Genomic DNA, 26,099 nt, shown 5'->3' with positions numbered 1-26,099 from the left:
GTTGATAAAATAAACATATGCACAAAGTGACTTTTGCTTTTGGCCAATATACGGTAAGTAATACACAGATATTTCATTACCTATGTGAATAATAAAGAAGTAAAGGAGTTACAGCTATGAAACAAAAATATACGATTCCTTACGAGGAACTTGGTGCTGAAAAACTTTCTGAGCTCCTTCGCGCTTTTTATAAACGTGTTGCGAAGCATCCATTATTAATTCCTATTTTTCCTGAAGACTTATCTGAGGTATTACGGAAACAAATACAATTTCAAACCCAATATTTAGGTGGGCCAAATCTATATACAGAAGAACATGGGCATCCAATGATGAAAGCTCGTCATATGCCATTTAAAATCACACCTGATCGCGCACAAGCTTGGCTTGAATGTATGAGTGAAGCGATGGATGAAGTCGGTCTAGAAGGGAAATTTCGAGACGTTTACTACCAACGACTTGTGTTAACTGCTCATCATATGATAAATTCGCCAAATGAAGATGAGGAGGATTTAGAGTGAATAATGCCCAAGTGTTATCGAAACCCATTTCAACTTCTAGTATTACAAAGCCAATCGAATTATACATTTTTATCGATCCTCTTTGTAAAAAAGCAGTAAAGATGCAAACAATGCTACGAAAACTTCAAATCGAATACGACCATTACTTTACTTGGCGTTTTGTTTTAAGTACCGAGTTAGCTTCTTTAAATAGCTTAACTAGACGAACAAAAGGTTGTATGACGGGTACAGAACTAGATATTACACACCCTGCCCTTCCTTCAATTGCGATCAAAGCAGCTGAATTACAAGGCAAACGTGCACAATCTCGCTATTTATTAAAATTGCAAGAGCACGCCCTGTTACAAACAAAAGATGTAACATCCTATGCTGCATTAATTGATATTGCAAAAGAGATTAATCTAGATGTGGACGAATTTATGAATGACTTCGGATCGAAAGAAGCAGCTCGTGCATTCCAATGTGATTTACACATTACTCGGGAAATGGAAGTCAATGAAGTTCCAAGTATTGTGTTCTTTAATGAATGCATTGAAGATGAAGGTCTAAAAGTAAGTGGTGTATACACATACGAGGTTTATGTTCAAATACTACATGAAATGATGGACGGTAACATTACTTGTCAGCCACTTCCAACTTTCGATGAGTTATTCAAGCGATTCCATACGTTAACTACACTAGATGTGGCAGAAATTTATTCAATAACTGAGCAAGAAGCTGAACGCGAATTAAAAAAACGAATGTTACAACAAAAGCTAGAACGCCTTTCAAATGATGACATCACACTATGGCGTAAAAAATAACAAGCAATTATACCTTACAATCTATTACTCTATTATTAATGACCTATGAAAACTGTAGCCCCATCAATTGGAGCTACAGTTTTTTATTTGATTGTACAACCTCTTTGAGGAAATTTATTCTTTATTCCGTGCAATTGCCTTTACTAATGGTTGGATCCAGTCATGTAAGTTCGTAAACTGAAACCCCCTCTTTGTTGCTTTTGCATTGGTCATATACCAAGAAGACGAAATAGCGTATGGTGAGAAGATGTCATCGTTTCCTTCAAAGACAATTTTTGCAGATTTCCCGATAGCTGATTCGATCAGTTTGATTAAATCCGATAATGAAATTTTCCCATTTGCCGTTGCATTGTAAGGACCATTAATATCTGACATGCCTGCCCATACTAAAAATTGAGCTGTCTCTGTTGCATGGATAAAAGACATTTCAGCATCCAAATTTACAAATCCAATTGGCTCCTCATTCGCAATCCGTTCAATATGAAAATGTAAGCGACGCGTATAATCATTCTCTCCCATTACAATAGGGAAACGCACTGCTACAACAGGAAATGTGGCATATTTAAAGAAGACTGCTTCAGCCTGACGCTTCCCTTCTGCATAAGTAAAATCCTCTTGATCCCCCATTCTTATTTCATAATGATACGGATCAAAGTCTGTCTCACTCTTTTCTTTCCCATCTGCTATATATGTTGAAAGAGAAGATGTAAAGACGAGCTTGCCGATTTTCCCATTAAAGATTTCACAAAACGCATGAGCTTCATTGGGAGAATAACAAATGTTATCGTAAACAATATCGAATGTACGACCTTCCACCTTTTTTGCGAACTCTTCTTTATTCAGTCGATCCGCGATGATATGTTCTACTTTATTACCGAATGGATTCTCAGATTGGCCCCGCGTCAAAATGACTACATTATGTCCGTCCTCAATTAATAACTCCACTAATTTACGACCAAAAAAACGTGTACCACCTAAAACTAAAATATTTTTCATTGAGCCGTCTCCTTATCACGAAAATACTTCGGAAATTGAATTAAATCTTTACCATATAAATTCGATACAACAAGTCTTAATCCTTCAATAAGTTGAATATTCATTCTAAAATATTAGACAGGTCTACAATATTTAGATGGAAAGAACAAACTATTCTAGTGAAGGTGCAGACTACAATGCTAACAGGACGCACTCATAAGTGTTTAAAAATGGAATTCACTTCTAAAAATGAAATGAAATTTAATTATTACTCTCCCATTAGAAAAAAGTCCTTTTCCGTCCTCTAGAAAAGTCATGAGTTAATTCTAAAGTATTAACTAACACAGAGAACGACTCCAAATATGGGAATTTCTAAAGACCTAGTAGTATAACCAAACTTTAAAGACGCGGCCTACCACTGTAAGCCGCGCACTATGTCTAGAAACTTTTAAAGGTATTAACTAATGTGAGCGGACCTTTCACAAAAGCACGAAGACAAGTCGTAGAGACAACTACAAGTTGGCTCTGCGGCTTGTGTGCACTAGTCCGTTCACTAAGCAACACCTCATAAAAATATCTTATAGTAACTTAATTTCTAAAACGTACATCCTTAGCATTTTTCTTTAAAGGTCTAATAGCTAAACAAAACTTAAATCGCAGTGCCCAAAACAAAAAAAAGAGGCGCCCTATTCAACTCAAGAATAGTGACGCCTCTTTACACAAAGGGGATGGGAGAAATGTTCACGTTCAAACAAAGGGGTGTATGTTTGTTATGTGATTTATTTCACGTATTAAATTTATCATGGAATAATAATTCTTGCAACCAAACTACGATTGTTTCACAAATTCGTCAAATAGTAAACGGTTTCACTGAAATACTGGTACATATAGCAATACAGATTTCCAAAGTCCACTATTGATATATAACAGCAGTTAGATTGTGAAACGAAAACTAACAATTTTGAATAATAATTATTATGAAAATATAATATTCCATTCAATACATTCACTAACAACTGCTTTAAATCGAAAGTAAAAGAACTATGTGAAAAAAACTTTCCACATAGTTCATAATTTTTAATTATACATGTAATAACGATTCAAGCTCTGCTAGTTTCTGTTCAAATACAGTACATGCATCACGAATTGGCGTTGGTGACTCCATATCCACTCCAGCCGCTTTTAATACTTCAATTGGGAAATCCGAGCAACCTGCTTTTAAGAAGTGATTAATGTAACGTTCTACAGCCGGCTTGCCTTCCTCTAAAATTTGCTTACTTAATGCTGTAGCCGCACTTTGGCCAGTAGCATATTGATAAACATAGTAATTATAATAAAAGTGTGGAATCCTTGCCCATTCTAATCCAATTTCTTCATCCACAACCATTTCTTCTCCAAAATATTGTTTATTCAAATCATAATAAACATTCGTTAAACTTTCGGAAGTTAGAGCTTCTCCACGTGCGTCCATCTCATGAATGATATGTTCAAATTCAGCAAACATTGTTTGACGGAACACAGTGCTTCTAAAGCCATCTAACCAATGATTTAATAAATAGATTTTTTGCTGCGAATCTTCTGTTGTTTTTAATAGGTAATCAAATAACAGTTCCTCGTTGCAAGTGGACGCGACTTCCGCAACAAATATCGAATAATCGGCATATGGATATGGTTGATTTTGACGCGTATAGTAGCTGTGCATACTATGACCAAATTCGTGAGCAAGTGTAAATAGATTATTAATGTTGTCTTGCCAGTTCATTAAGACAAATGGATTTGTCCCATAAGTACCCGAAGAATAGGCGCCGCTTCGTTTCCCTTTGTTTTCTAAAACATCCACCCAACGACTCTCTAAACCTTTTTGAACTGTCGATTGATATTCATCTCCAAGCGGTTCAAAACTATTCACCATAATATCTTTCGCTTTTTCATATGGCATATCGATTTTTACTTCTTTTACTAACGGTGTGAATAGATCATACATATGAAGCTCTTCTACACCTAACACTTTTTTACGTAATGCGATATAGCGATGAAGGACAGGTAAAAATTCATGGATCGTCGAAATTAATTGATCATACACTTTTTCTGGAATGTAGTTATTACTCATTGCACGATGTCTTGCGGAATCAAACTTACGAATACGCGCACTTACATTATGGGATTTTACGTTTCCAGACAATGTGGAGGCAAATGTATTTTTAAACTTGCCATAAGTCGCATACATCGCTTTAAACGCATCTTCACGCACTTGTCGGTTCGCACTTTCTAAAAATGTAATATAATTGCCATGTGTTAACTGAACTTCTTCCCCATCCGCATTTTTAACGACAGGAAACTCTAAGTCTGCATTATTTAATGCACTAAACGTCCCACCTGGTGAGGAAGTAACCTCCGAAAACTGCGCTAGTAATTCTTCTTTATCCGCTGTTAAAACATGTGGACGCTGTAAGTTTAACTCTTTTAACATTTGCGTATATAATTGTAACGGTTCGTACTCAGTTAAAAAGCCTTGAATTTTTTCTTCTTCAATGGATAAAATCTCTGGAGTAATGAAGGACCAAGCTGCAGAAAGTTTTGCGGCTAACGCGCGGACTCTCGCATCCATTCCTTGATACTTGCTATTCGTTGTATCTTGGTCATGCTTTAAATGACTATAAACATACAGCTTACCGAAACGCTCTGATAATTGATCACTAAACTGAAGCGTGTCATATAGGTTCTTAGCACTTTCTACAACTTTTCCTTTATAGTTCTCACTTTCTTGAATTAACTTTTCAATTTCTTTAAATTCTTGTTCCCAAGCTTCATCTGATTGAAAAATACCTTCTAGGTCCCATGTTAATTCAACAGGAACTTCTTCACGAGTTAACACTTTTTTCGCCATGAAATAGCCTCCGATTCATTCTTTTCGAATTTCGAATAACAATTTTATTTTCTCAATATTACCTTTTAATTGCAAGAAATTGGCTATAGAGATGATTGTCCAACTCTTGCTTTCCTACTGTTTGCCTTACATGTTGGATGGAGAGTTTCTTCAATAAGTCACAATAATCCTTCACAACACGAAAGGCATCATTTGTTTCATTAAGATGTGCCCATTTTAGAAAATAATGAATCATCCCATCATTCAATGATCGAACGTTTAATTGATTCACTAAGAGAAAATAAAATAAAGCGGTTTGCCATTCGATTGTGAAACCACTTACTACCTCACTTCCCTTGATCGGCACTCCTAAAACGATAGGGAAATTTTGTAGGTCTAATCGTAGTTCATAAACACTCCTTAAAAATAAGTCATTTACACCTTGCCTACTTATTAATACTCGTGATTTCAAGTAGTTATGTTTGAAAGAATTGTATAACATTAAATAGTTTGTAAATTCCTCGTTCGATAACTTTTTTGGTATATAAAAGGGGAAGTTTTGTTTTGAAATTGGGATTGCTTGTACCTTCGCGATAAAGGTATTGCCATTTAAGTACATCAGGTTAGAAAGGTAAATAAATTGTCTCAAATTAGGACTATACGTCATAATATATTGTTGTTGGTTGGTTGATAATATAAATTGTTGAAGTTGTTTCGAAATGGATAGTTTGAAAATACCATTTGTTTGGATTTTGCTAGGTGTCACTGGAATCCATATTGGTGTGATGGTGGCACTACTATATCCCCGATTGCGTTCAGTTAACCTTTCAAAGGAAAGGAAGCTACATTGGAACTCAATCGCTATCAGCTTATTGTTGTAAAATACCAATAAATCAGGGCGTTGTTGGATTGTAGGTAAATAAGGTTCTAACTGTACTTGTACATTAAGTGTCTGAAAAAATGTAAATAGGTGCTCTTTACCTTCAAGATGGGCATTCGATTCACCTTCTGAAAACCGTTCTTCACAGTCACTATTTGCAATGTGTGCAAAATGGGGAATTTTAACCTGACCCACTTTTAATTGGAGTCGTTGTTTACATTGTGGACAATAAAATTGTTGTGTTTTTCGAAGTTGTTTTAATGTTGTATGAGGAAGTGTTGTGTTTAATACAAATCGTTTATTTCCATTTGTATAAGCTACAAGCATGTTGCTCCTCCTTTTGTTTATTGTAAAAAGGAGTGATCAAAAATTCAACCCAATATTTCAAATCATTGGAAATTCATTTTTTCAAGTTGTTTAGAAATTAAAAAAAGAGATGCCCTAATGAATTATAGGTCACCTCTTCTACATTAAGAAAAGTATTGAATTACCGTTTCAAAACAATCTTCAGCCATAATTGTCTCACCATATTCTTGAAGGCGGTAGATTGTGAATTTAGAGCTACCAAGGTATTCGTTAATGATTGAACGTATGTTTAGACGCTCATCCTTCTCCGTTACATTGGTAAAATCGACTGCTACATAATAGTAATTTTCATACTTATACAAAGAAGATTGTAAACCATATGAAACAATACGATTTGCAACAGGGATAATTTCATCAATATCTTTAAACTTATAAATTGAAATATTTGTAATTCCTTGATTATGAATGTCTTCTTCATCTAATGAATCAAAGATAGATTCGTCTATATCATGTGCAGCATCCCGGTGTTCTTCAAAGCTGGATAATAAGGAGTTTGATTCTCCGTCACCACTAATATTCGCGCGAGTAACAATGACTTCAAGCCCATGTTCAGAAGCGTTTACATGAATCCAAATAGGACCATCTAAATCAAAATAATCTTCTGTGTTAATTTCTCCAATCATATCCCAGAAGAGCTCTTCTCCTTTTGCTCGGTTGTACCAAATTTCTTCACGACTATACCCGCGATCCTCAATATCACGATATGTGATATAGAGCTTGATTGTGTTTTCGTTTACGCGTTCGATGTCCATTAGACTTCAACTCCCTTCACAGTCATTCGTTGAAAAACAAAGAAAGCGTTCTTAGTATGTTTTGATTGCTAAGTTTTAATCTTACAATTCAAAAGAGTTTTTTCCTGAGTGACTTACTGTAGAACAAACGCATCGTATTTATCTATAACTTATGCTTTATTCTATAACTCTATTGTATGACTACCTAGTAAAAATGAAAAGGAAAAAACATCAGCCAAATAAAATTATTTGAATTATTGAAATTGTAGTAAACAACCTATTTGAAATCAAGTGTAAATTTTTAGAAAGATTAATAATTATATGATGAAATGGTCAGGTATTATGCGCTATTAGAGTAAAGGGGCTTTTTGACGAAAAAATCCCTTTGCTTTTCGATCTAGTAAAGGCTTACTTACTTTCAAAAAATAAAAAATCGACAAAACCCATAATAATGGATTTCATCGATTATCTATTTCAAATTTCCAAATAAATGAATTAATTAACCATTTTTTGTGCTTCTAATAATTGGAATGCACGAACTTTTCTAGGTAAGAATCGACGAATTTCATCTTCATTATAGCCAACTTGTAAACGCTTTTCGTCTAAAATAATCGGGCGACGTAAAAGGCCTGGATATTCTTGAATTAATTCATATAATTGTTGTAATGGTAGACTTTCAACATCTACATTTAGCTTTTGGAAAATTTTCGAACGCGTCGAGATAATTTCATCTGTTCCATCTTCTGTCATTCGTAGTATTTCTTTTATTTCACTAATTGTTAAAGGTTCTGAAAAAATGTTACGTTCTCTATATGGAATATCATGTTCTTCTAACCATGCTTTTGCTTTTCGACATGAAGTACAACTCGGTGATGTAAATAATGTTACAATCATTACGACACTTCCCTTCTAAATAGACTAAATCTATTTTCAATCATTTATTAGATTAGAATTAATTTAATTTAAATGAACGACTTCATTATACAACATCCATTCTCATTTGGATAGAGCATAATTCGAAAAAAGTCTCTAGTTTCATCTTAAATTATTTAAAAAATTGCCCTTTCAGACAAAGACTTTCTTTCCTTTTATAAAGCACTATCACTATACCCGATTTTAACCAAGGTAAAACCTAAAAATCGACATTTTTTATTCTCAATTAGACGACAGCAATCGAGAAATAATCACAACTTTCTGTCAATTTCGCACATGTTTTATTTGTTTTTCACATTCAACTCCAGCTGTTGAATTAATAAGCTTATTAATGTTGAACCAACGTTACAAGATTAACCATACTTTTGCTTTTTCATTCCAGCACAAGAAAATTATTTGCAATTAATAAAATTTTTATATATAATCTGTTAACAAAATGGAAAAACAATGACAAAGAGTAGTACATTTGATATTTCGTGTATAGAGAGTCTGTGGGTGGTGAAAACAGAAGACGATGCAAATGGAATGGACTTTCGAGTTGGCTTTATGAATTAGTAGTAGTAAAGCACGTTTACTTCACGTTACGAAGAGGAAGAGGTCGATTATTCGACAAACTGGGTGGTACCGCGGATACAACATCATTCGTCCCATTACGAGAAAAAACTCGTATGGACGGATGATGTTTTTTTATTACAAAAAATTAGGAGGACTAACAACATGACAACAATTTTCTCAGGTGTTCAACCAACTGGTGTTATTACATTAGGAAATTATATCGGAGCGTTTATGCAATTCCCTGCTTTACAAGATGAAGGGAATGCAATTTATTGTATAGTTGACCAACATGCTATTACCGTTCCACAAGACCCAAAAGAATTACAATCAAACATCCGCACATTAGCTGCGACTTATTTAGCAACAGGCATTGACCCAAATAAAGCAACTTTATTTATCCAATCCGAAGTTCCAGCACATGCGCAGGCAGGTTGGATGTTACAATGTGTTGCTAGTATTGGTGAGTTAGAACGGATGACGCAATTTAAAGACAAATCCGATGGGAAAGAATCAGTATCTGCTGGCCTATTAACGTATCCACCATTAATGGCTGCAGATATCCTGATTTACAATACAAATATTGTCCCAGTAGGCGATGACCAGAAACAACATATTGAATTAACGCGTGATCTTGCAGAACGTTTCAATAAACGATATGGCGACGTATTTGTTATTCCTGAAATTCAACTTCCAAAAGCAGGCGCACGTATTAAATCATTACAAGAGCCTACGAAAAAAATGAGCAAATCAGACCCGAATACGAAAGCGACGATTCGTTTCTTAGATACACCAAAGCAAATCGAGAAAAAGATTAAATCAGCCGTAACCGATTCAGATGGTGTTGTCGCATTTGATGAAGCAAATAAACCAGGCGTTTCTAACCTTTTAACAATTGAATCAGCTGTTACAGGCATTGCGATTGATACACTTGTTAAAAAGTATGAAGGTTTGGGCTATGGTGCCTTTAAAGAAGGTGTTGCCACAAGTTTAATCGAGCATTTAACGCCTGTCCAAGAGCGCTTTAATGAATTAATTGATTCAGAGGAGTTAGATAAAATCTTAGATGAGGGTGCCGAAAAAGCAAACGCCATTGCATCAGCAACAGTTAAGAGAATGGAAAACGCGATGGGATTAGGTCGAAAATCAAGATAAATAACACAATGATTGATCCAATTGCTAAGTAGAGTTCATGGGTCCCAACGATGAATGCCCAAACTGCCGGCCAAGAATAACCAAGTGTTCGATAGTTTAAATATAGCAGTAAATTTCCTACTGATATAACACATATGCCATAACTAAATAGAAAAAGCATAAAACGGAACATGTCCAAACACCCCTTTTGTCCAACACATCATTTTAAGATTGTATCATGTGATGGAAGTTTCCTTTTATATCTATTATTCAATTATTAAAATAAAAATGCCTTTAGCTACTCGCTAAAGGCATTTATTCTATCGACATGGTTGTCCTAGTTTGTCGTAAACAGATTTCCTAGTCGACTTTTCGTAATAATAAACTCGCATTATGTCCACCAAATCCTAGAGAATTGCTCATTGCATATTCTACAAACTCTTTACGAGCAACATTCGGCACATAATCTAAATCACATTCTGGATCTGGAGTTTCTAAGTTAATCGTTGGAGGTAAGATCCCTTCTTTTAAAGCTAATGCTGTAAAGATTGTCTCTACTCCACCAGCTGCTCCTAATAAGTGACCAGTCATCGATTTAGTAGAACTCATGGCTAATTTATAAGCATGTTCACCAAATACAGATTTTACTGCCATTGTTTCAAATAAATCATTGTATGGTGTACTTGTTCCGTGCGCATTAATATATCCTACTTTCGTTGGGTCAACGTTTGCGTCTTCTAAAGCTTGTCGAATTGCTCGAGCTGCACCTTCACCATTTGGAGCTGGAGCCGTAATATGATGCGCATCTCCTGTAGCACCATATCCTACAACTTCTGCATAAATTTTTGCACCACGAGCTTTAGCAAATTCATACTCTTCCAGTACAAGTACGCCTGCACCCTCTGCAATAACAAATCCATCACGATTTGCATCAAATGGACGTGATGCCGTTTGTGTATCTGGATTTAATGATAGTGCCGTACTTGAACAGAATCCTGCAACGGCCATGTTTACAATTGGAGCTTCTGCGCCACCTGTAATCATTACATCTGCATCTCCACGTTGGATCACTTTAAATGCATCTCCAATAGAGTTTGTTCCTGATGCACAAGCCGTTACAGAACAAGAGTTAATTCCTTTTGCGCCTAAGTGAATGGATACTTGACCCGATGCCATATTTGGAATCATCATTGGGACGAAGAATGGACTAACACGACGTACGCCACGCTCTTGGAAAACTTCCATTTGTTTTTCGTACGTTTCCATCCCACCAATACCAGAACCAATCCATACACCTACTTTTGGTGCGATTTCTTCTGTAATTGTTAAATCCGCATCTTTTACTGCCATAATGGAAGAAGCAAGGGCATAATGCGTAAAACGGTCCATTTTTCTTGCTTCTTTTCGATCTACATATTGCTCAATGTCAAAATCTTTTACTTCTGCAGCTACTTTAGCAGGAAACTTTTCTGCATCTACTCTAGTTAAAGGACCAACACCCGATTTACCAGCGATTAAGTTTTCCCATGTTTCTTCAATTGTATTCCCTAAAGGTGTAACTGCGCCGACACCTGTAATTACAACTCGTCTATTCATAGTATTTCATTATCCCCCTTAGGTTTTTTAAACTATTTTGAACTTCCTATAATTGTACCTTAAAAACCTTTTACTTGCCCCACTTAATTGTAGCCGCACCCCATGTAAGGCCGCCACCAAATCCTACTAATACTAGTATATCATCATCTTTAATTTTACCATCATCTAATTCATCTTTTAAGGCAATTCCGATCGATGCTGAAGAAGTATTTCCGTATTTATGAATACGTTTAGATAATTTTTCTTCCGGCAATTCAAGTCGTTCTCTTGAAGCTTCCATAATACGAATATTTGCTTGGTGTGGAATTAAGAAGTCTACATCTTCTTTCGTTAATCCCGCTTTATCCAAAACAGATACTGCCGATTCACCCATTTGTCTTACGGCAAATTTAAATACTTCTCTTCCGTTCATTGCGATGTGATCGAATTCATTCATTAATAAATGTTTACCACCTGTACCATCAGCGCCTAATTCAATCGATAGAATTCCTCGACCTTCTGAAACGCCACCAACTAGTACTGCACAAGCTCCATCACCAAATAAAACGGCTGTATTTCGATCTTCCCAATTTACAATTTTGGATAATTTTTCAGCACCTACTACTAAAACGTATTTATAAGTATTCGATTCAACAAATTGTTTTGCTGTTGCTAGTGCATAAATAAACCCAGCACATGCTGCCGCAACATCCATAGCTGAAGCATTTACTGCACCTAATTTTTCTTGTATTTGACAAGCAACACTTGGGAAGGGTTGATCTGGTGTAACTGTTGCTACTAAAATTAAACCCACTTGATCTGCGGATATTTGAGCATCTTCAAGCGCTTGTTTTGCAGCTTCAAATGCTAAATCCGACGTGTTTTGATTGTCCGGAGCAATTCTTCTTTCTTCTATACCAGTTCGCGTACGAATCCATTCATCATTTGTATCAATCTTTTGTTCTAAATCAAAATTTGTCACCACTTGTTCGGGAACATATTTTCCTACTCCAATAATTCCAGCATTCATATTGAAAATCCCCCTATCTTTATGACTAACATTTAGTACTTGGTCTTAATTATAGACGATAAGGGCCTATTACTCAACCTAAAATTTGCAGCTAGACAAAAGTAGATTCTTGCTGAGTTACGTATCTATCAATTTAATTGCAAATTTTGTGAACAAAATTGGGCGACACGAATGGATTTGTTCTAAAAGTTTATTGTTCTTTCACATTTAACTATGGTATGATATTTGAGATGAATATAGAGAATACTATTTAGAAAAAGTTCAGTAGAGGTGAAATTCATGCAATATATTATGTCATTTATTTGGTCATTCCTATTAGTTACAATGTTAAACTATGTAGTAAGTTCAGTATTGAATGTACCATTTAGCTTAACTACGAGCACGATTCTTTCTGTGATTTTCTTAATTTTAATCGTTCTTATTAGTTCTATTATTCCAAACGATCCAATTCCAGAAGCAGATCACCACTAAGATTGAAGCACTTCCTTAATTGGGAGTGCTTTTTATTGTTTGACGGGATTTTTGCTTAATTTGGCGGATTTCCCCTTCAATTTGGCGGAATTCCGACCATAAATGGCGGAATTATCCTACTTTTTGGCGGAATAAAAAACCCAGCCACTCTTCATTTAAGCAGCTGGATTTCTTCTTTACTTTTTCACAACTAGTAACTCGTCATTTTCTAATATTACTTGTAAACTTTCTCCTGGCACAACTTCACCTTTCAACAATTCTTTTGCAACAGCTGTTTCGACATAGCGTTGAATAAATCGTTTTAACGGTCTTGCACCAAATTGAGGGTCAATACCATGTTTTACAACCCACGATACAACCTCTTCATCCACATTCAGCTCAATTTCCTGCTCTTGCACACGTTGTTGTAACTGTTGGATATACTTGCGTGCAATGGCGTTAAAGTGCTCTGACGTTAATGCATGGAACATAATAATGTCATCTACTCGGTTTAATAATTCCGGTTTAAAGTGACGGCGTAGTTCGAACATGACTAACTCTTCAACGGATTGATCTTCACTTGTTGCACCTTCTAATAAGTAATGAGAGCCAATATTCGATGTCATGATGACGACCGTATTGGCAAAGTTCACTAAACGCCCTTGACTATCTGTAATGCGACCATCATCTAAAATTTGCAGTAAAATATTCGCGACATCTGGATGTGCTTTTTCAATTTCATCAAGTAACACAACGGAATATGGGTTCCGGCGTACCGCTTCTGTTAATTGACCACCTTCTTCGTAGCCCACATAACCAGGAGGCGCTCCTACTAATCGTGAAACACTATGTTTTTCCATATACTCACTCATATCGATGCGAATAAAGTGATCTTCGGAATCAAAAAGTTGAGCAGCGAGTGCTTTGGCTAGCTCTGTCTTCCCGACCCCTGTAGGACCAAGGAAAATAAATGAACCAATTGGACGATTTGGATCATTAATACCTGAGCGAGCACGCCAGACCGCTTCTGTTACGAGTTTTACGGCCGTATCTTGACCAACAACTCGTTCATGGAGCGTATCTTTTAAACGGAGTAACTTTTCGCGTTCTCCTTCTACAAGCTTTGTCACAGGGATGCCTGTCCATCTCGAGATAATTAATGCGATTTCATCAGCCGTTACTTCTTCACGTAAAATTCGTGTTTCAGACCCTTGTTTCAATTCTTGTTCAAGTAACGCTAATTCTTTTTCTAATGTTGGAATTTTTCCATGACGTAGTTCAGCCGCTTTATTTAAATCATATTTACTTTCTGCGTCTTCTAAATCACGTCGATAGCGATCTAGTTGTTCTCGTTTTTGTTGAATCATTTGTAAGCCTTGTTTTTCCTGCTCCCACTGTTTACGCATTTTTTCAGTGGATTGTTTTAAATTGGCTAACTCTTGACGTAATGTTTCAAGACGCTTCTTGCTGGCTTCATCTTTTTCTTTTGTTAACGCTTGTTCCTCAATTTCAAGTTGCATGACACGACGAGTGACCGCATCCAGCCCTTGTGGCATAGAATCAATTTCCGTTCGAATCATCGCACACGCTTCATCGATTAGATCGATCGCTTTATCCGGTAGAAATCGCTCCGTTAAATAGCGATTGGACAGTTCAGCCGCTGCTAAATTTGCGCGGTCATGAATGCGAACGCCATGGTGCAATTCAAAACGTTCCTTTAGCCCGCGTAAAATGGAAACCGTATCTTCTACAGAAGGCTCTCGCACCATCACTTGTTGGAAGCGACGTTCTAAGGCAGGGTCTTTTTCAATATACATACGATATTCATCAAGCGTTGTAGCACCAATACAATGCAGTTCTCCACGCGCGAGCATCGGTTTTAGCATATTACCTGCATCCATTGCTCCATCTGTTTTACCAGCACCGACGATTGTATGAATCTCATCAATAAATAAAATGATACGCCCTTCCGATTCCTTTACTTCTTTTAATACGCCTTTTAATCGTTCTTCAAATTGTCCGCGATAACTTGCACCAGCAATTAAGGCACTCATATCTAGTTCGTATAAAATACAGTCTTTTAATCCTTCTGGTACGTCTTTTCGCACAATACGTTGGGCTAAACCTTCTACGATCGCTGTTTTACCGACACCGGGTTCCCCAATAAGAATCGGATTATTTTTTGTTTTTCGCGAAAGAATCCGGATGACATTGCGAATTTCTTCGTCTCGCCCAATGACAGGGTCCATCTTGCCATTTTTTACTTCTTCAATTAAATTACGTCCAAATTGTTCTAATGGTTTGCGATTATCTTGTTGTTGAAATTGCATAGTTTACACCTCTTCAACTTTGACCTTTTTTGACTAATTTGATTATATGTTGTTTTTAGCGTAAATGCAAAAATTCACACTACAAAATTTTCGTCATTAAAAATACCTCCATTTGAATAAAAACATCAAATAGAGGTATTTTACGAATTATCGGATTCCTAATGCCATTTTTGCGTAACGGGACATCATATCTTTTGACCATGCAGGTTGCCATACGATATTTACTTCCGTATCTTTCACTTCCGGCAGTTCACTTAATGCTGTTTTCACTTGATCCACAATAACAGGTCCCATTGGACACCCTAATGAAGTTAATGTCATTGTAACCGTAGCTAAACCTTCGTCATTTAAATCTACATCATATACTAAACCTAAGTTTACGATATCAATACCTAACTCAGGGTCGATTACGTTTTCTAAAGCACCAAGCATGCTTTCTTTCATATCTTCACTTATTGCCATCTCGATTTCCCCTTTCTACATAGTGTTAACTCTATCATATCAGACTTAAAAATTTTATGCCAAATATTGAGAAAGCCAGTCTGTCACGGCAAGCACACCGGCACGCGGTACTTTGTGACCGTCATTTTTGGACGAAATAAATTTTAAATAATCTGGGTTTTGTCTATAGTATGAACGCAATTGCATGTAAAAATGATATGTATTTTTAAAAGGAACGGTTTGATCTTTTTCCCCATGCCAAAACAGAACAGGTCGCTGTTGGAACTTTTCTGGTGTCTTTGTAATATCATAATCTGCTAATAATGTTTGGGTTTGCAGTTTTTGTTCTTCCGTCATCGGAACATCAATTCCTAATGCTTCAAATTGTTGCAATTGATAATTGGCAAGATCTACGAATCCTGGTGCACCCATACAAATCGCTGCACTCGTAATCCAATCATACTGTTTTAAACAACCCGAAGTCACAATGCCACCCATTGAAGAACCCGCTACGCCAATTTTTCCAGAAGCAGTTAATCCACGCATTTTCAACTCATCATAAATCTTTCCTACTTCTTCGATTGAATTAATTACAATTCCCCAAAAATGTAAGTTCATTTTTTCTTCAGGTAAGTTTTCAGTACGGTCGCCATGAAATTTTGCGTCAGGCATAATGACACGAATGCCTTTTTTTACAAACTGATAGGCATAGTGTAAGTTATGCTCTTTTGCACTTTGGAAACCGTGTAAAAAGATCACAACAGGCGTATGTTCATCCATCTTGTCATCATACACATGTAATAATGGTATTTCACTCCACATATCATTTTGAACAAACAATTTCGCTCATCTCCTCAAGTATAGCTATCTTTAATAAAGCAAAGAATAATGGTTAAAATTATCATACCATTTCTAAAAACATTTCATAAGCAATCGCAAATTTTTGACTAAAATTAACCATTTGGATAAAATCAGTAAGATAGAAGGGAGATTTCCTTTATGAAACAACATTTAATTGTGTTGGATTTAGATGGTACATTATTAACGGATGATCAAAAGATTTTAGACAAAACCAAACTAACACTGATGAAAGCAAGAGAAGCTGGCCATCAAGTAATGATCGCAACTGGCCGCCCATTTCGTGCAAGTCAGTTGTATTATAACGAACTGATGCTAACAACGCCAATTGTTAACTTTAACGGTGCCCTAGTACATCATCCAAAAAATAAATCATGGCAAATGGTTCATACGCCTATGGATTTAAAGGTAGTCCACGATGTAGTAGATTCAGTGGATAAATACCAATATGAAAATTTAATCGCAGAAGTGCTAGATGATGTGTTCATCCATTCAGAAAACATGGCTATGATGGATATGTTTAAAATGGGCGATCCACGTGTGACGATTGGAAATTTAAGAGGAAATCTAAACGAAGATCCAACAAGTTTACTCATTCATGCAGAGGAGCACAAGGTCCAACAAATTCGCGATCATTTAGAGGACGTTCACGCAGAGTTAATTGAACATAGACGTTGGGGTGCGCCTTTCCATATTATTGAAGTCGTACGGAAAGGGTTAAACAAAGCAATTGGCATTTCATTAATTGCAAAAGAAATGAACATTCCGCGCGAACGAATTATCGCTTTCGGTGATGAAGATAACGATTTAGAAATGATTGATTATGCAGGAATTGGCGTGGCCATGTCGAATGGTATTAATCAATTGAAAAGTATTGCCAATGAAATTACAACTGCTAGTAATAATGATAATGGGATTGCCAACTTTTTAATTGACCGACTAAAGTTATAACCTGACCGTCATGAATCTGTATTTCTACTCTCTCCTCACCATAGAATGACTGTAATGAGACCCATTATTTTAACAGTCTATAGGAGGTACTAATGATGAAAATATTTGCAGATAGTGCAAGTGATTTACCAAAACACTTTTTTGAGGACTATAAAGTAGATTTATTCCCTCTAAGAGTTGAAATTAATAATAACGAATACCAAGATATTATCGAAATTGAGCCGAAAACCGTTTACGATGCGATGCGACAAGGAGCGGTACCTAAAACGAGCCAAGTTTCTCCGGAGGCATTTTTAAAACAGTTTGAGCAATTAGCAAAAAATAATGAAGAAGGCCTATACATTGCATTTTCATCAAATTTATCAGGTACATACAACACAGCCGTAATGATTGCTTCTCAAGTACGAGAACAATATCCGGAGTTTAAATTAAAAATAATCGATTCGAAATGCGCCTCTTTAGGATATGGCTTACTTGTAAAAGAAGCTGTAAAACTTCGTGACGACGGTATGGCCTTTTCTGACTTGATTGCTCATATTGATAAACTAGCTCAGCACATGACGCATCTCTTTACTGTAGAAAATCTAGACTATTTAGCTGCGGGTGGTAGACTTTCAAAATCAAGCGCGTTTATTGGTGGATTATTAAGTATTAAACCGATTTTACATGTAGAAGATGGAAAGCTGATTCCTCTTGAAAAAATTCGAGGGCGTAAAAAAGCCATTAATCGAATCATTGACATTATGGCAGAACGAGGCGGCGATTTTTCAAACAAAGTCGTGGGAATTAGTCACGCCGATGATATTGAATTTGCCAACGAAGTCAAATCGCTCATGCAAGATAAGCTTCATCCCAAGGCATTTGAAATCACGTCCATTGGTGCAGTAATCGGCGCCCATGTTGGACCAGGAACCATTGCCATTTTCTTTACAGATAAAGAGTATTAACTTAAAAGAGTTGTTCCATTTAGGTGGGACAGCTTTTTTATTAAGAAAAAATTAATGGATGACTCCAAGCTAGGCTCAGAATCATCCTAGTAACTTACTTCGATGCGATTGGCTTTTTTGCAGTTAACTCAATTTCATGAAGTTCCGTTGGATTTGTAAAGTCCACACTATAATTTTTTACCCGCTTATTCACCGGGAAAATTTCATAACGGAATTGCATTGGGATGACCGTTGCCACTTCTTCTAAATACTCTTGAAACGCTCGGAATTGACTTGCGCGGTATTGTGTATCAAAACTTTTAGGTGAATCGATATTTTTTATTATTTCCTCTAGTTCATCTGAAGTGTACCGACTAAAATTGAATTGATCGGCTGCACCATACAACCCTGCCGGTGAAGGATTCGTCCCCGTTCCCCACGCACCCATGAACACATCAATTTCCGGATCATCTGCTTGTACTTTATCATAGAACGAATTGAATTCAATTAATCGTCCAGTTGTTAACGTGACATTCAGTCCAATATCCTTCCAGTTTTGTAGATAATACGCAATGATCTCCGCATGAGTTGAATCGCCAGACATGGCCGCAAATTTAATTTCTAACTTTTTACCAGCCGAATCTTCTCGTAAACCATCCCCATCCACATCTATATAACCAGCCTCGTCTAATATACTAATCGCTTTTTTAGGATCATAAACATACCCCTTTAAAGAACGATCATAAAACGATTCAAAAACAGGTGGAATTAAGGAGTTTGCCCGTTCACGTAAATTGTTGTAAAACACTTCCGAAACTTGCTCAATATCGAGTGCATACGCCATGGCTTTACGTAAATTGGCATCTCCCATTTTTGAACCTTCTAAATCCGTCATCACGCGTTTCTTTTCATAATCATATTTTCCTACTTTAAAACCAAGGTAAGCATAAAACAATTCTGGTCGCCCTAAAATGGTGATATTTTTTAAGTTTTCGATTTCCGGTAGTTTGGTTGCATTAAAACTACGAACTAAATCGAACTTTCCTGATGCAATCGCGACGGAAATCGAACTGGATGGCACTACTTTTACAAGAACTCCATCTAGTTTTGGTTTCCCCTTCCAATAATGCTCATTTTTCACGAACTGCACGGACTCCCCAGGGACAATTTTATCAACTTTAAAAGCCCCGAGTGTAACTGGATTTTTACGAATAGCGTCTGATTCTACTAATTTTTCAACGGGAATATCTGCAATTTGATGACTCGGCGCAGCATTCGTCCATAAGCCATCCCCGCCATAAAAAATCGCTGGTGATAATTGTTTAAAGTAAATTTCTACTGTACGGTCATCTATTTTCACTACTCCAGAAATGCGATCTGCTTTGCCTGCATTGTATTCCTCTGCCCCGATAATATTTTGAAATTCCGTATCATAACGAACTCCCGGATAATCTGGGTGTCCGATCATGTGATATGGTAACATGATATCCTCAACTTTTAGTGGTTCCCCGTCTGACCACTTGACCCCTTCCCGAATTTGAATGGTTACTTTATTTTCGGTTTGGTCCACTTTCATCGACGCAATGCCTTTATCTGTAATCATAAAGTTTCCATCAACTTCGAAAAGTGCATTAGAAGCCCAAGCCATTAAATCTCCGTCAAATGCATCTTCATAAAGCTCCGATGAAAAAATCCCTTGAAATGGCTCATCTTTTACCATGGCCACTTGAAGCACGCCGCCTTTTATCGGTTTTCCTTCATTGGACACAGAGAGCCCGAATGTTGAATCTGAAGCCTTTGCTGTTGTTACTACTTTTTCAGTTGCCACTGCATTCGTTCCATTGCCCGAACATGCACCTAAGACAAGTATCGAAAACAAGAGTACAAGTTGAATCCATTTCGATTTCATTTCTATCAACACTCCTTCATTATGAGTTTGTACGAAGTTAGTCAATTTAATCGCTAAGATAAATGGAATGGCTCTTTGTATAACATGTTATCCTAATCTTTGTCTTGCATCTGCGGATCTTCTTAACGCTTGTCCTACATAATTTATGGCAAGCATCATAAATAAAATCAATAACGATGCAGGTAACCATACCCACCAATATTGTTGGAGAACTAGTGGATTATTTGCATGACTGACCAATGTACCAAGAGATGGTGTCGTCATTGGTAACCCAAATCCTAAATAGGATAAGCCCGTTTCAATCCCTACATTCCCCGCAAAATTAAGTGTAAACTCAACAATAATAATGGAGCTGAGATTTGGCAATATTTCTCTAACAATAATGACAAAATCACTCGTACCTAATGTTTTCGAAGCAAGTACATAATCTCGTTTACTTTCAGATAACGTCTTAGATCGTACAAGTCGTGCAGTGCCTGTCCATAAAAACAAACTCATAATTACAATAAAGGCGCCAACCGTATATTTTGGAACAATTGTCACAAACACAATAATTAACATTAAAGATGGAATCGTAATAAAAAAATCGATAACACGCATAAGCAATTGATCAATCCAGCCACCGTAATAACCACAGATTAACCCCACAATGACGCCAAACACACCTGTAATAAGGGTGATCGAGATGGCAATGAATATCGAGTTTTTTGCCCCAATAATCATTTGTCCAAATATATCTTTACCACCTTGATCGGCCCCTAAAAGAAATTCCCCCCCTGGCTTGGCATAGGAATCACTTAAACTTATACGCATCAATGTTTCTTGGTCAATAAAGTAATAACCCCAAACAAATACGCCTATTATGACAAACGCTAATGAAAATAAAGAAAACAATGCAAGCTTATCCTTTAAAAATTCACGAATTAAAATTTGTAATCCGGTTGGGGAAGATGTTCGATAGTGTTTTCGCTTATATTTCTTTTTCGCCATTTTCTAACCTCCTCGCTACTTGTCTATTCAATCCGAATGCGTGGATCTACAATACTCATAATAATGTCGGACAATAGACTACCTAATAAGGTTAAGAAACCAAATAACATGACAAGGGCTGTAATGACACTATAATCACGAGAATTGATAGAAGATACAAACAACTGCCCCATCCCAGGATATCCAAAGATCGTTTCAATAAAGATGGAACCTCCTAATAACCCTGTAATGGTGAATCCTAAAAATGCAGCAATCGGAAGTAATGAGTTTCGAAAAATGTGCTTGGAATACACTATTCGCATCGGAATTCCTTTACTGCGAGCTGTGCGGACATAATCCATTGCCTTGGCATCGATAATTTCTGAACGTAAATATTGAATAATACCGGTTGTCCCTAATAAGGCATAGGTGATAGCTGGTAAAATAATATGATAAAATTTACTCCAGTAATAACCAAATGTCCCTTCGTCATAGCGAATATCGACGCTTCCACTTGTCGGAAACCATTCAAGCTTAAACCCAAACAAATATAAAAATACGAGGGACAACACAAATGTAGGAATCGCATACGTAATAAAACTATACAAAACAATGGACTTCTCTAATCGAGAATGTTGGTAGCGCCCTGCTAAAATACCAAGAGGAATAGCAATGAAATAGAGTAAAATGACGCTAAATAAGGAGAGCCAAAAAGTGTTTAAAGCTCGTTCCCCCACCAATTCCCCAACATCCCGTTTAAATGTGTAACTAATCCCAAAATCCCCTTGAATGGCGTTCCCAATCCATCGTATATATTGAACATAGAGTGGATCATTTAGCCCGGCCTTCTCCGATAACTCTTCAATGCGAGCTGGATCTGTTTCAGGTGTAATTAAACCGGTAAACGGATCACCAGGCATAAACTTCGCTAAAATAAAAATGATAATACTTAGTACAAATAATTGAGGAATCATAATAAACAATCGCCGGACAATGGTTTTCCACATATTAAAAGCCCCCCTTCATAGATGAAGTCGCTGCGACAAAATGTGTTTTTGATACAGGTACTAAATCAAATACGCGCGCCTGTCTATCAAAATATTTTCTCACGTTTTCTTGATAATGCTTTTCCACCAGTATTCGCTCTTTTTTTCTTTCATCTCTGCCTATTGGCGATGTGTTTGGAATTGCGGAAAGGAGGCGTTTCGTATAAATATGCTGCGGATTTTTGTAAATATCGTATTTCGAGCCTGTTTCAACAAATCGCCCTTTATACATAATCGAAATATGCTCACACATATGTTGCACAACACCTAAATCATGGGAAATGAATAAATAACTTAAGCCATATTCTCTTTGAATCTCTTTCATAAAATTTAATACTTGGGCTTGCACAGATAAATCGAGGGCAGAGACAGGTTCATCAGCAATAATTAATTTCGGGTTCGTTGCAATTGCCCTTGCTATTCCGATCCGTTGCTTTTGACCACCTGAAAACTCATGAGGATATTTATATTTCGCATCTTCTGGCATCCCGACAATTTCAAGCAATTCATGAATTTTGCGCTTTTCTTCTTTTGGTGTTAGTTTTAAAAAGTTTCGAATTGGTTCTGCGATAATATCTTGAACGCGTTTTCTTGGGTTCAGACTCGAGTGGGCATCTTGAAAAATCATTTGAATGTCGCGGTTAAACGCTGACTTTCTATGGTTATTACTGTTTGTTACATCCACACCTTCGTAACAAATGCGACCTGCTGTGATTTTCTCTAATCCAATGATGACTTTTCCAGTAGTGGACTTACCACAGCCCGATTCACCAACAAGTCCATACGCCTTCCCTTTTTCAAACTCCATCGAGATCCCATCGACTGCGTAAATGTAATCGACTACAGAGTTTAATATTCCACCTCGTACAGGATAGTGAACTTTTAAATTATGAATTTGCATAAAGCTCATACATACCGTTCCCCTTTCCTTGTGTTAAAGTAGAACGATTTCCAACACGTACATCGGACAAAATGACCAGGTGAGATTTCATGAAGTTGTGGATTCTCTTCATGCGCCTCTTGCGGAATCCAAGGAATACGATCCGCAAACCGACAGCCTGACCGCGGTAAATGAATTAATGATGGAACGATTCCCTCAATAACATTTAAACGATCTGATTTCTTATTCATTTGTGGAATCGAATGAAACAAAGAGCGTGTATAAGGATGTTGGGGATGAAGAAATAATTCCTTTATAGGGGCTTCCTCCACAATCTCCCCTGCATACATGACCACTACACGATCCGCCACTTCCGCAACTACCCCCAAATCATGGGTGATTAAAATAATGCCTGCTCCTGTTTCTTTTTGTAGCTCTACAAGTAAATCCAAAATTTGCGCTTGGATTGTAACATCTAAAGCAGTTGTCGGTTCATCGGCTATGATGATTTTCGGTTTGCAACAAATGGCAATGGCAATCATAATCCTTTGCCTCATCCCACCTGATAATTGATGAGGAAACTGCCTTGCCACGTGCTTAGGATCTTGAATGCCTACTTGTTGTAATAATGTTAAGACTCTCTGTTTACGTTCTTCTTTTGATAAATCAGTATGATAAATTAACCCTTCTTCGATTTGATCCCCCACACGCATCAATGGGTTAAGAGCTGAAAGAGGGTCCTGAAAGATCATGCTGATTTCAAGGCCGCGCACTTCATTTAATTGTTCTTCTGTTAATGCTGCTAAATTTTTCTGTTGATATAAAATCTCCCCTTGTATTCGCGTTGTTCGTTGATCAAAAAGCCCCATGATGGATGTGGCAAGTGTACTTTTTCCACAGCCCGATTCCCCCACAATGGCAAGAATTTCATTTTTCCGAAGGCTTAACGAAACACCATCCACCGCATTGTAGAAAGTATCATTCATTCGAAAACCCGTATGCAACTCTTTAATTTCTAACAATACATCCACGATTTTTCGAATTCCCCTTTCAAGCAATCTATGTCAGTAGAATTCTAGAAACGTTAGTAGGTACTGATTTTATGTGAGTGGACCTTACAGAAAGCACTAAGACAAGTCTGTGTGCTAAGTCCACTCACTAACATGTTTCGCAATTCCTAGTTCACTTCCCGAAAATTTCACCTCTCAAATACACTTCTATCGTAATAACTCTATGTTTATGAATCCAAAAATTGAACTAGTCATAGAAACAAAAAAATCGGTAAAATCAAATTCATGATTTTACCGATTATGGTTTATTGAGCTGCTTTATTTTTATTTCGTCTACTTTTTTTAACAACGGCAATAATAAAGCCAATAAATACAATATACACAATTGCTAATAAAATTAAATATTTAATATTAAAGCCGATTTCATCAATTACTTGATACACTTCCACAACCTCACGATCAATGACAACTGGATAAACCCCATTGTCATCTGCGCGGATTACATCAGTTTCAAGCATCCCACGAACTTCTTTATCCTTACCTAATTCTTCTTCTGTAAAGTCCACACGAGTTGTCACACCTGTATTGTTAATAATGACAATCCATCTTTCTTCATCAGAAGATCGTTCAAACACTAACAACCCATTTTCATTTTTCACTAATTTAAAATCGCCGCGACGTAATGTTTCAGACTGAGAACGAAGCGTTTGAATATTTGTAATAAAATCAACTAATTCTTTATCTGTTTTAAAGTTATAAATTTGGTGAGACTCTGGACCTGCTTCCCCATTCATCGCAATTTCTGTTCCATATTGTACAACCGGGACACCAGGTAAAAGTAATGCTGTAGCTAAAGAAAGCTTTAGTCGCGTTGGCGGGAATAACTCCACATCGAAAACAAAGCGATCTTTGTTTAGATGGTCAATCATCAGTTGGGTAGGAGCCCCTTCTTTTTGCGCAAAAGTTTCTACATTTGTTAATAAGTTTGATGAATCCTGATCCACATTTTTATAGACGTTTCGGAATGCTTCATTTGTTTCTTCATAATACGTCGCATCGAAATTCGCATCACTTTGTTCATTTGAAATAACATAGATTCCTTCTTTTGCTTCTTTGATCGCATCAATCATCTTATTTAGAAATGACGTATCGGCATTATCTAAATTCGTTAAACGTACGCCGCCAATATTATATGTCGTAATAAAGTTCTCGACCGCTTCGATTAAAGCCGTTTGAACTTCTTCATTTTTTAAATCCCAACGTACTTTTCCATTGGCTGTTTCTGCAACCCAGTTCACTTTCGCTGGATCACTAACCCATTCGTGATTTTCACTAACATTTGAAATTGGAAAATCAATCATAACGTCCACTTTTTTCTGATTAACGAATTCAACCAACTGTGTAAATTCTTCTTCTGTCCCAAACTGTGGCTCAATTTTGGAATAGCTTGTCACCATCGTCCCGTTATACGTTTCAGTTGCAAAAATCGATCCTAATGACACGATGGAAAAGCCCATACCAGAAATAAGGTCAAATTGATCGACCATTCCTTTAAAATCTCCACCAGCAAATTCTGCTAAATTATTAACATCCACTTTGAAATCATTCGCATTTGTTCCATTAAAATAACGGTCAACTAACACATCATATATAGTTTCATCTGCAATTGGGCTTGTCTCTTCCGCTTGTACGACAGATGATGTTGTAAACGTAGCAGCTATTAAAGCCGAAGCTGCAATCGTACTAATCCATTTTTTGAAATTCAAATTATCCCTCTCCTTTAACCTACCACCGACATTTTACCAAAAAAAAAAGAAACACCGCTATCTTTTAAAGAGAAAACACTAAATTACACATGAAAATAAGACAAAACCGTGACAATCCTTTTAATAGTTGATAATGGTTATATATAGAATGTTTATTACGATTTCTCTTTCCTATTTTTTCGGTGTATATCCTGTACTTC

General features: G+C 36.7%; 22 protein-coding genes and 1 other annotated feature. Of the genes, 6 read left to right on the top strand and 16 right to left on the bottom strand.

The genetic code is table 11. The features are described from left to right. Positions 1 to 116: 116 nt before the first annotated feature. Together EK386_RS07130 and EK386_RS07125 are read left to right on the top strand one after the other, a co-directional pair. Positions 117 to 518, top strand: coding sequence for a globin domain-containing protein (locus EK386_RS07130; protein ID WP_126658366.1), 402 nt, complete (start codon positions 117 to 119; stop codon positions 516 to 518). Continuing rightward, entirely contained in the window at positions 515 to 1,321 is an 807-nt protein-coding gene (locus tag EK386_RS07125) for a DsbA family protein (RefSeq protein WP_126658364.1), read from the top strand. Before EK386_RS07130 ends, EK386_RS07125 begins: the two co-directional genes overlap by 4 nt. Positions 1,322 to 1,435: 114 nt before the next feature. On the opposite strand, the gene EK386_RS07120 is transcribed toward EK386_RS07125, so the two are convergent. From EK386_RS07120 to spxA, 5 genes are all read right to left on the bottom strand, one after another. Further along, complete coding sequence (locus tag EK386_RS07120; protein WP_126658362.1) at positions 1,436 to 2,317, bottom strand: NAD-dependent epimerase/dehydratase family protein; 882 nt, start codon at positions 2,315 to 2,317, stop codon at positions 1,436 to 1,438. Positions 2,318 to 3,377: 1,060 nt separating this feature from the next. Next, the gene (gene pepF / locus EK386_RS07115) at positions 3,378 to 5,183 is read right to left on the bottom strand and encodes an oligoendopeptidase F (protein ID WP_126658361.1); all 1,806 of its coding nucleotides are present in this window, start codon (positions 5,181 to 5,183) and stop codon (positions 3,378 to 3,380) included. Between the two features lie 58 nt (positions 5,184 to 5,241). Then, positions 5,242 to 6,369: a competence protein CoiA gene (locus EK386_RS07110; RefSeq protein ID WP_126658359.1), complete on the bottom strand. Its 1,128-nt coding sequence runs from the start codon at positions 6,367 to 6,369 to the stop codon at positions 5,242 to 5,244. A gap of 143 nt (positions 6,370 to 6,512) precedes the next feature. Further along, positions 6,513 to 7,160 (bottom strand): adaptor protein MecA, encoded by a 648-nt coding sequence (mecA, locus tag EK386_RS07105; RefSeq protein ID WP_126658358.1) that lies wholly within the window; start codon positions 7,158 to 7,160, stop codon positions 6,513 to 6,515. Between the two features lie 474 nt (positions 7,161 to 7,634). Further along, positions 7,635 to 8,030, bottom strand: a complete 396-nt coding sequence (gene spxA, locus EK386_RS07100; RefSeq protein WP_179966010.1) for a transcriptional regulator SpxA — start codon at positions 8,028 to 8,030, stop codon at positions 7,635 to 7,637. A 480-nt stretch (positions 8,031 to 8,510) separates the two neighbouring features. Beyond that, positions 8,511 to 8,725, top strand: a binding site (T-box leader). Positions 8,726 to 8,789: 64 nt separating this feature from the next. Between spxA and trpS the strand changes: the two genes are divergently transcribed. After that, positions 8,790 to 9,779, top strand: coding sequence for a tryptophan--tRNA ligase (gene trpS / locus EK386_RS07095; RefSeq protein ID WP_126658354.1), 990 nt, complete (start codon positions 8,790 to 8,792; stop codon positions 9,777 to 9,779). Between the two features lie 339 nt (positions 9,780 to 10,118). Here trpS and fabF read toward each other — a convergent pair whose 3' ends face one another. Together fabF and EK386_RS07080 are read right to left on the bottom strand one after the other, a co-directional pair. Next, positions 10,119 to 11,354: a beta-ketoacyl-ACP synthase II gene (gene fabF / locus EK386_RS07085; RefSeq protein WP_126658350.1), complete on the bottom strand. Its 1,236-nt coding sequence runs from the start codon at positions 11,352 to 11,354 to the stop codon at positions 10,119 to 10,121. Positions 11,355 to 11,424: 70 nt separating this feature from the next. Continuing rightward, complete coding sequence (locus tag EK386_RS07080; protein ID WP_126658348.1) at positions 11,425 to 12,363, bottom strand: beta-ketoacyl-ACP synthase III; 939 nt, start codon at positions 12,361 to 12,363, stop codon at positions 11,425 to 11,427. A gap of 279 nt (positions 12,364 to 12,642) precedes the next feature. Between EK386_RS07080 and EK386_RS07075 the strand changes: the two genes are divergently transcribed. Continuing rightward, positions 12,643 to 12,834 (top strand): YjzD family protein, encoded by a 192-nt coding sequence (locus tag EK386_RS07075; RefSeq protein WP_126658346.1) that lies wholly within the window; start codon positions 12,643 to 12,645, stop codon positions 12,832 to 12,834. 176 nt (positions 12,835 to 13,010) lie between these two features. Here the strand turns inward: EK386_RS07075 and EK386_RS07070 are convergent, their stop codons facing one another. The 3 genes from EK386_RS07070 to EK386_RS07060 all read right to left on the bottom strand — a co-directional run bounded on the left by EK386_RS07070 (position 13,011) and on the right by EK386_RS07060 (position 16,424). Next, on the bottom strand, positions 13,011 to 15,143 hold the full coding sequence (locus tag EK386_RS07070) for an ATP-dependent Clp protease ATP-binding subunit (RefSeq protein WP_126658344.1): 2,133 nt from the start codon (positions 15,141 to 15,143) through the stop codon (positions 13,011 to 13,013). Positions 15,144 to 15,290: 147 nt separating this feature from the next. After that, a complete protein-coding gene (locus tag EK386_RS07065) occupies positions 15,291 to 15,605 on the bottom strand; it encodes a metal-sulfur cluster assembly factor (RefSeq protein WP_126658342.1) in 315 nt (104 codons plus the stop codon). 54 nt (positions 15,606 to 15,659) lie between these two features. Continuing rightward, positions 15,660 to 16,424: a prolyl oligopeptidase family serine peptidase gene (locus EK386_RS07060; protein WP_126658340.1), complete on the bottom strand. Its 765-nt coding sequence runs from the start codon at positions 16,422 to 16,424 to the stop codon at positions 15,660 to 15,662. A 159-nt stretch (positions 16,425 to 16,583) separates the two neighbouring features. Between EK386_RS07060 and EK386_RS07055 the strand changes: the two genes are divergently transcribed. Both EK386_RS07055 and EK386_RS07050 read left to right on the top strand, forming a co-directional pair. Further along, positions 16,584 to 17,393: a Cof-type HAD-IIB family hydrolase gene (locus EK386_RS07055; RefSeq protein ID WP_126658339.1), complete on the top strand. Its 810-nt coding sequence runs from the start codon at positions 16,584 to 16,586 to the stop codon at positions 17,391 to 17,393. Between the two features lie 95 nt (positions 17,394 to 17,488). Continuing rightward, positions 17,489 to 18,340, top strand: a complete 852-nt coding sequence (locus EK386_RS07050) for a DegV family protein (RefSeq protein ID WP_126658433.1) — start codon at positions 17,489 to 17,491, stop codon at positions 18,338 to 18,340. A 94-nt stretch (positions 18,341 to 18,434) separates the two neighbouring features. Here the strand turns inward: EK386_RS07050 and EK386_RS07045 are convergent, their stop codons facing one another. From EK386_RS07045 to EK386_RS07020, 6 genes are all read right to left on the bottom strand, one after another. Continuing rightward, positions 18,435 to 20,228: an oligopeptide ABC transporter substrate-binding protein gene (locus EK386_RS07045; protein ID WP_126658337.1), complete on the bottom strand. Its 1,794-nt coding sequence runs from the start codon at positions 20,226 to 20,228 to the stop codon at positions 18,435 to 18,437. A gap of 87 nt (positions 20,229 to 20,315) precedes the next feature. After that, the gene (locus EK386_RS07040; protein ID WP_126658335.1) at positions 20,316 to 21,218 is read right to left on the bottom strand and encodes an ABC transporter permease; all 903 of its coding nucleotides are present in this window, start codon (positions 21,216 to 21,218) and stop codon (positions 20,316 to 20,318) included. Between the two features lie 23 nt (positions 21,219 to 21,241). Then, the gene (gene opp4B / locus EK386_RS07035; RefSeq protein ID WP_126658333.1) at positions 21,242 to 22,204 is read right to left on the bottom strand and encodes an oligopeptide ABC transporter permease; all 963 of its coding nucleotides are present in this window, start codon (positions 22,202 to 22,204) and stop codon (positions 21,242 to 21,244) included. Position 22,205: 1 nt separating this feature from the next. Beyond that, a complete protein-coding gene (locus EK386_RS07030; RefSeq protein WP_126658331.1) occupies positions 22,206 to 23,153 on the bottom strand; it encodes an ATP-binding cassette domain-containing protein in 948 nt (315 codons plus the stop codon). Continuing rightward, positions 23,150 to 24,109, bottom strand: coding sequence for an ABC transporter ATP-binding protein (locus tag EK386_RS07025; protein ID WP_126658431.1), 960 nt, complete (start codon positions 24,107 to 24,109; stop codon positions 23,150 to 23,152). The genes EK386_RS07030 and EK386_RS07025 overlap by 4 nt, the downstream gene beginning before the upstream one ends. Before the next feature lie 329 nt (positions 24,110 to 24,438). After that, the gene (locus tag EK386_RS07020; RefSeq protein WP_126658329.1) at positions 24,439 to 25,899 is read right to left on the bottom strand and encodes an alpha-amylase family glycosyl hydrolase; all 1,461 of its coding nucleotides are present in this window, start codon (positions 25,897 to 25,899) and stop codon (positions 24,439 to 24,441) included. Positions 25,900 to 26,099: the final 200 nt, after the last annotated feature.

Source organism: Lysinibacillus antri (assembly GCF_003977595.1).
Lineage (GTDB): Bacteria > Bacillota > Bacilli > Bacillales_A > Planococcaceae > Ureibacillus > Ureibacillus antri.
The sequence above is the reverse complement of the archived record's forward strand: the minus strand, read 5'-3'. Positions and strand labels throughout refer to the sequence as shown.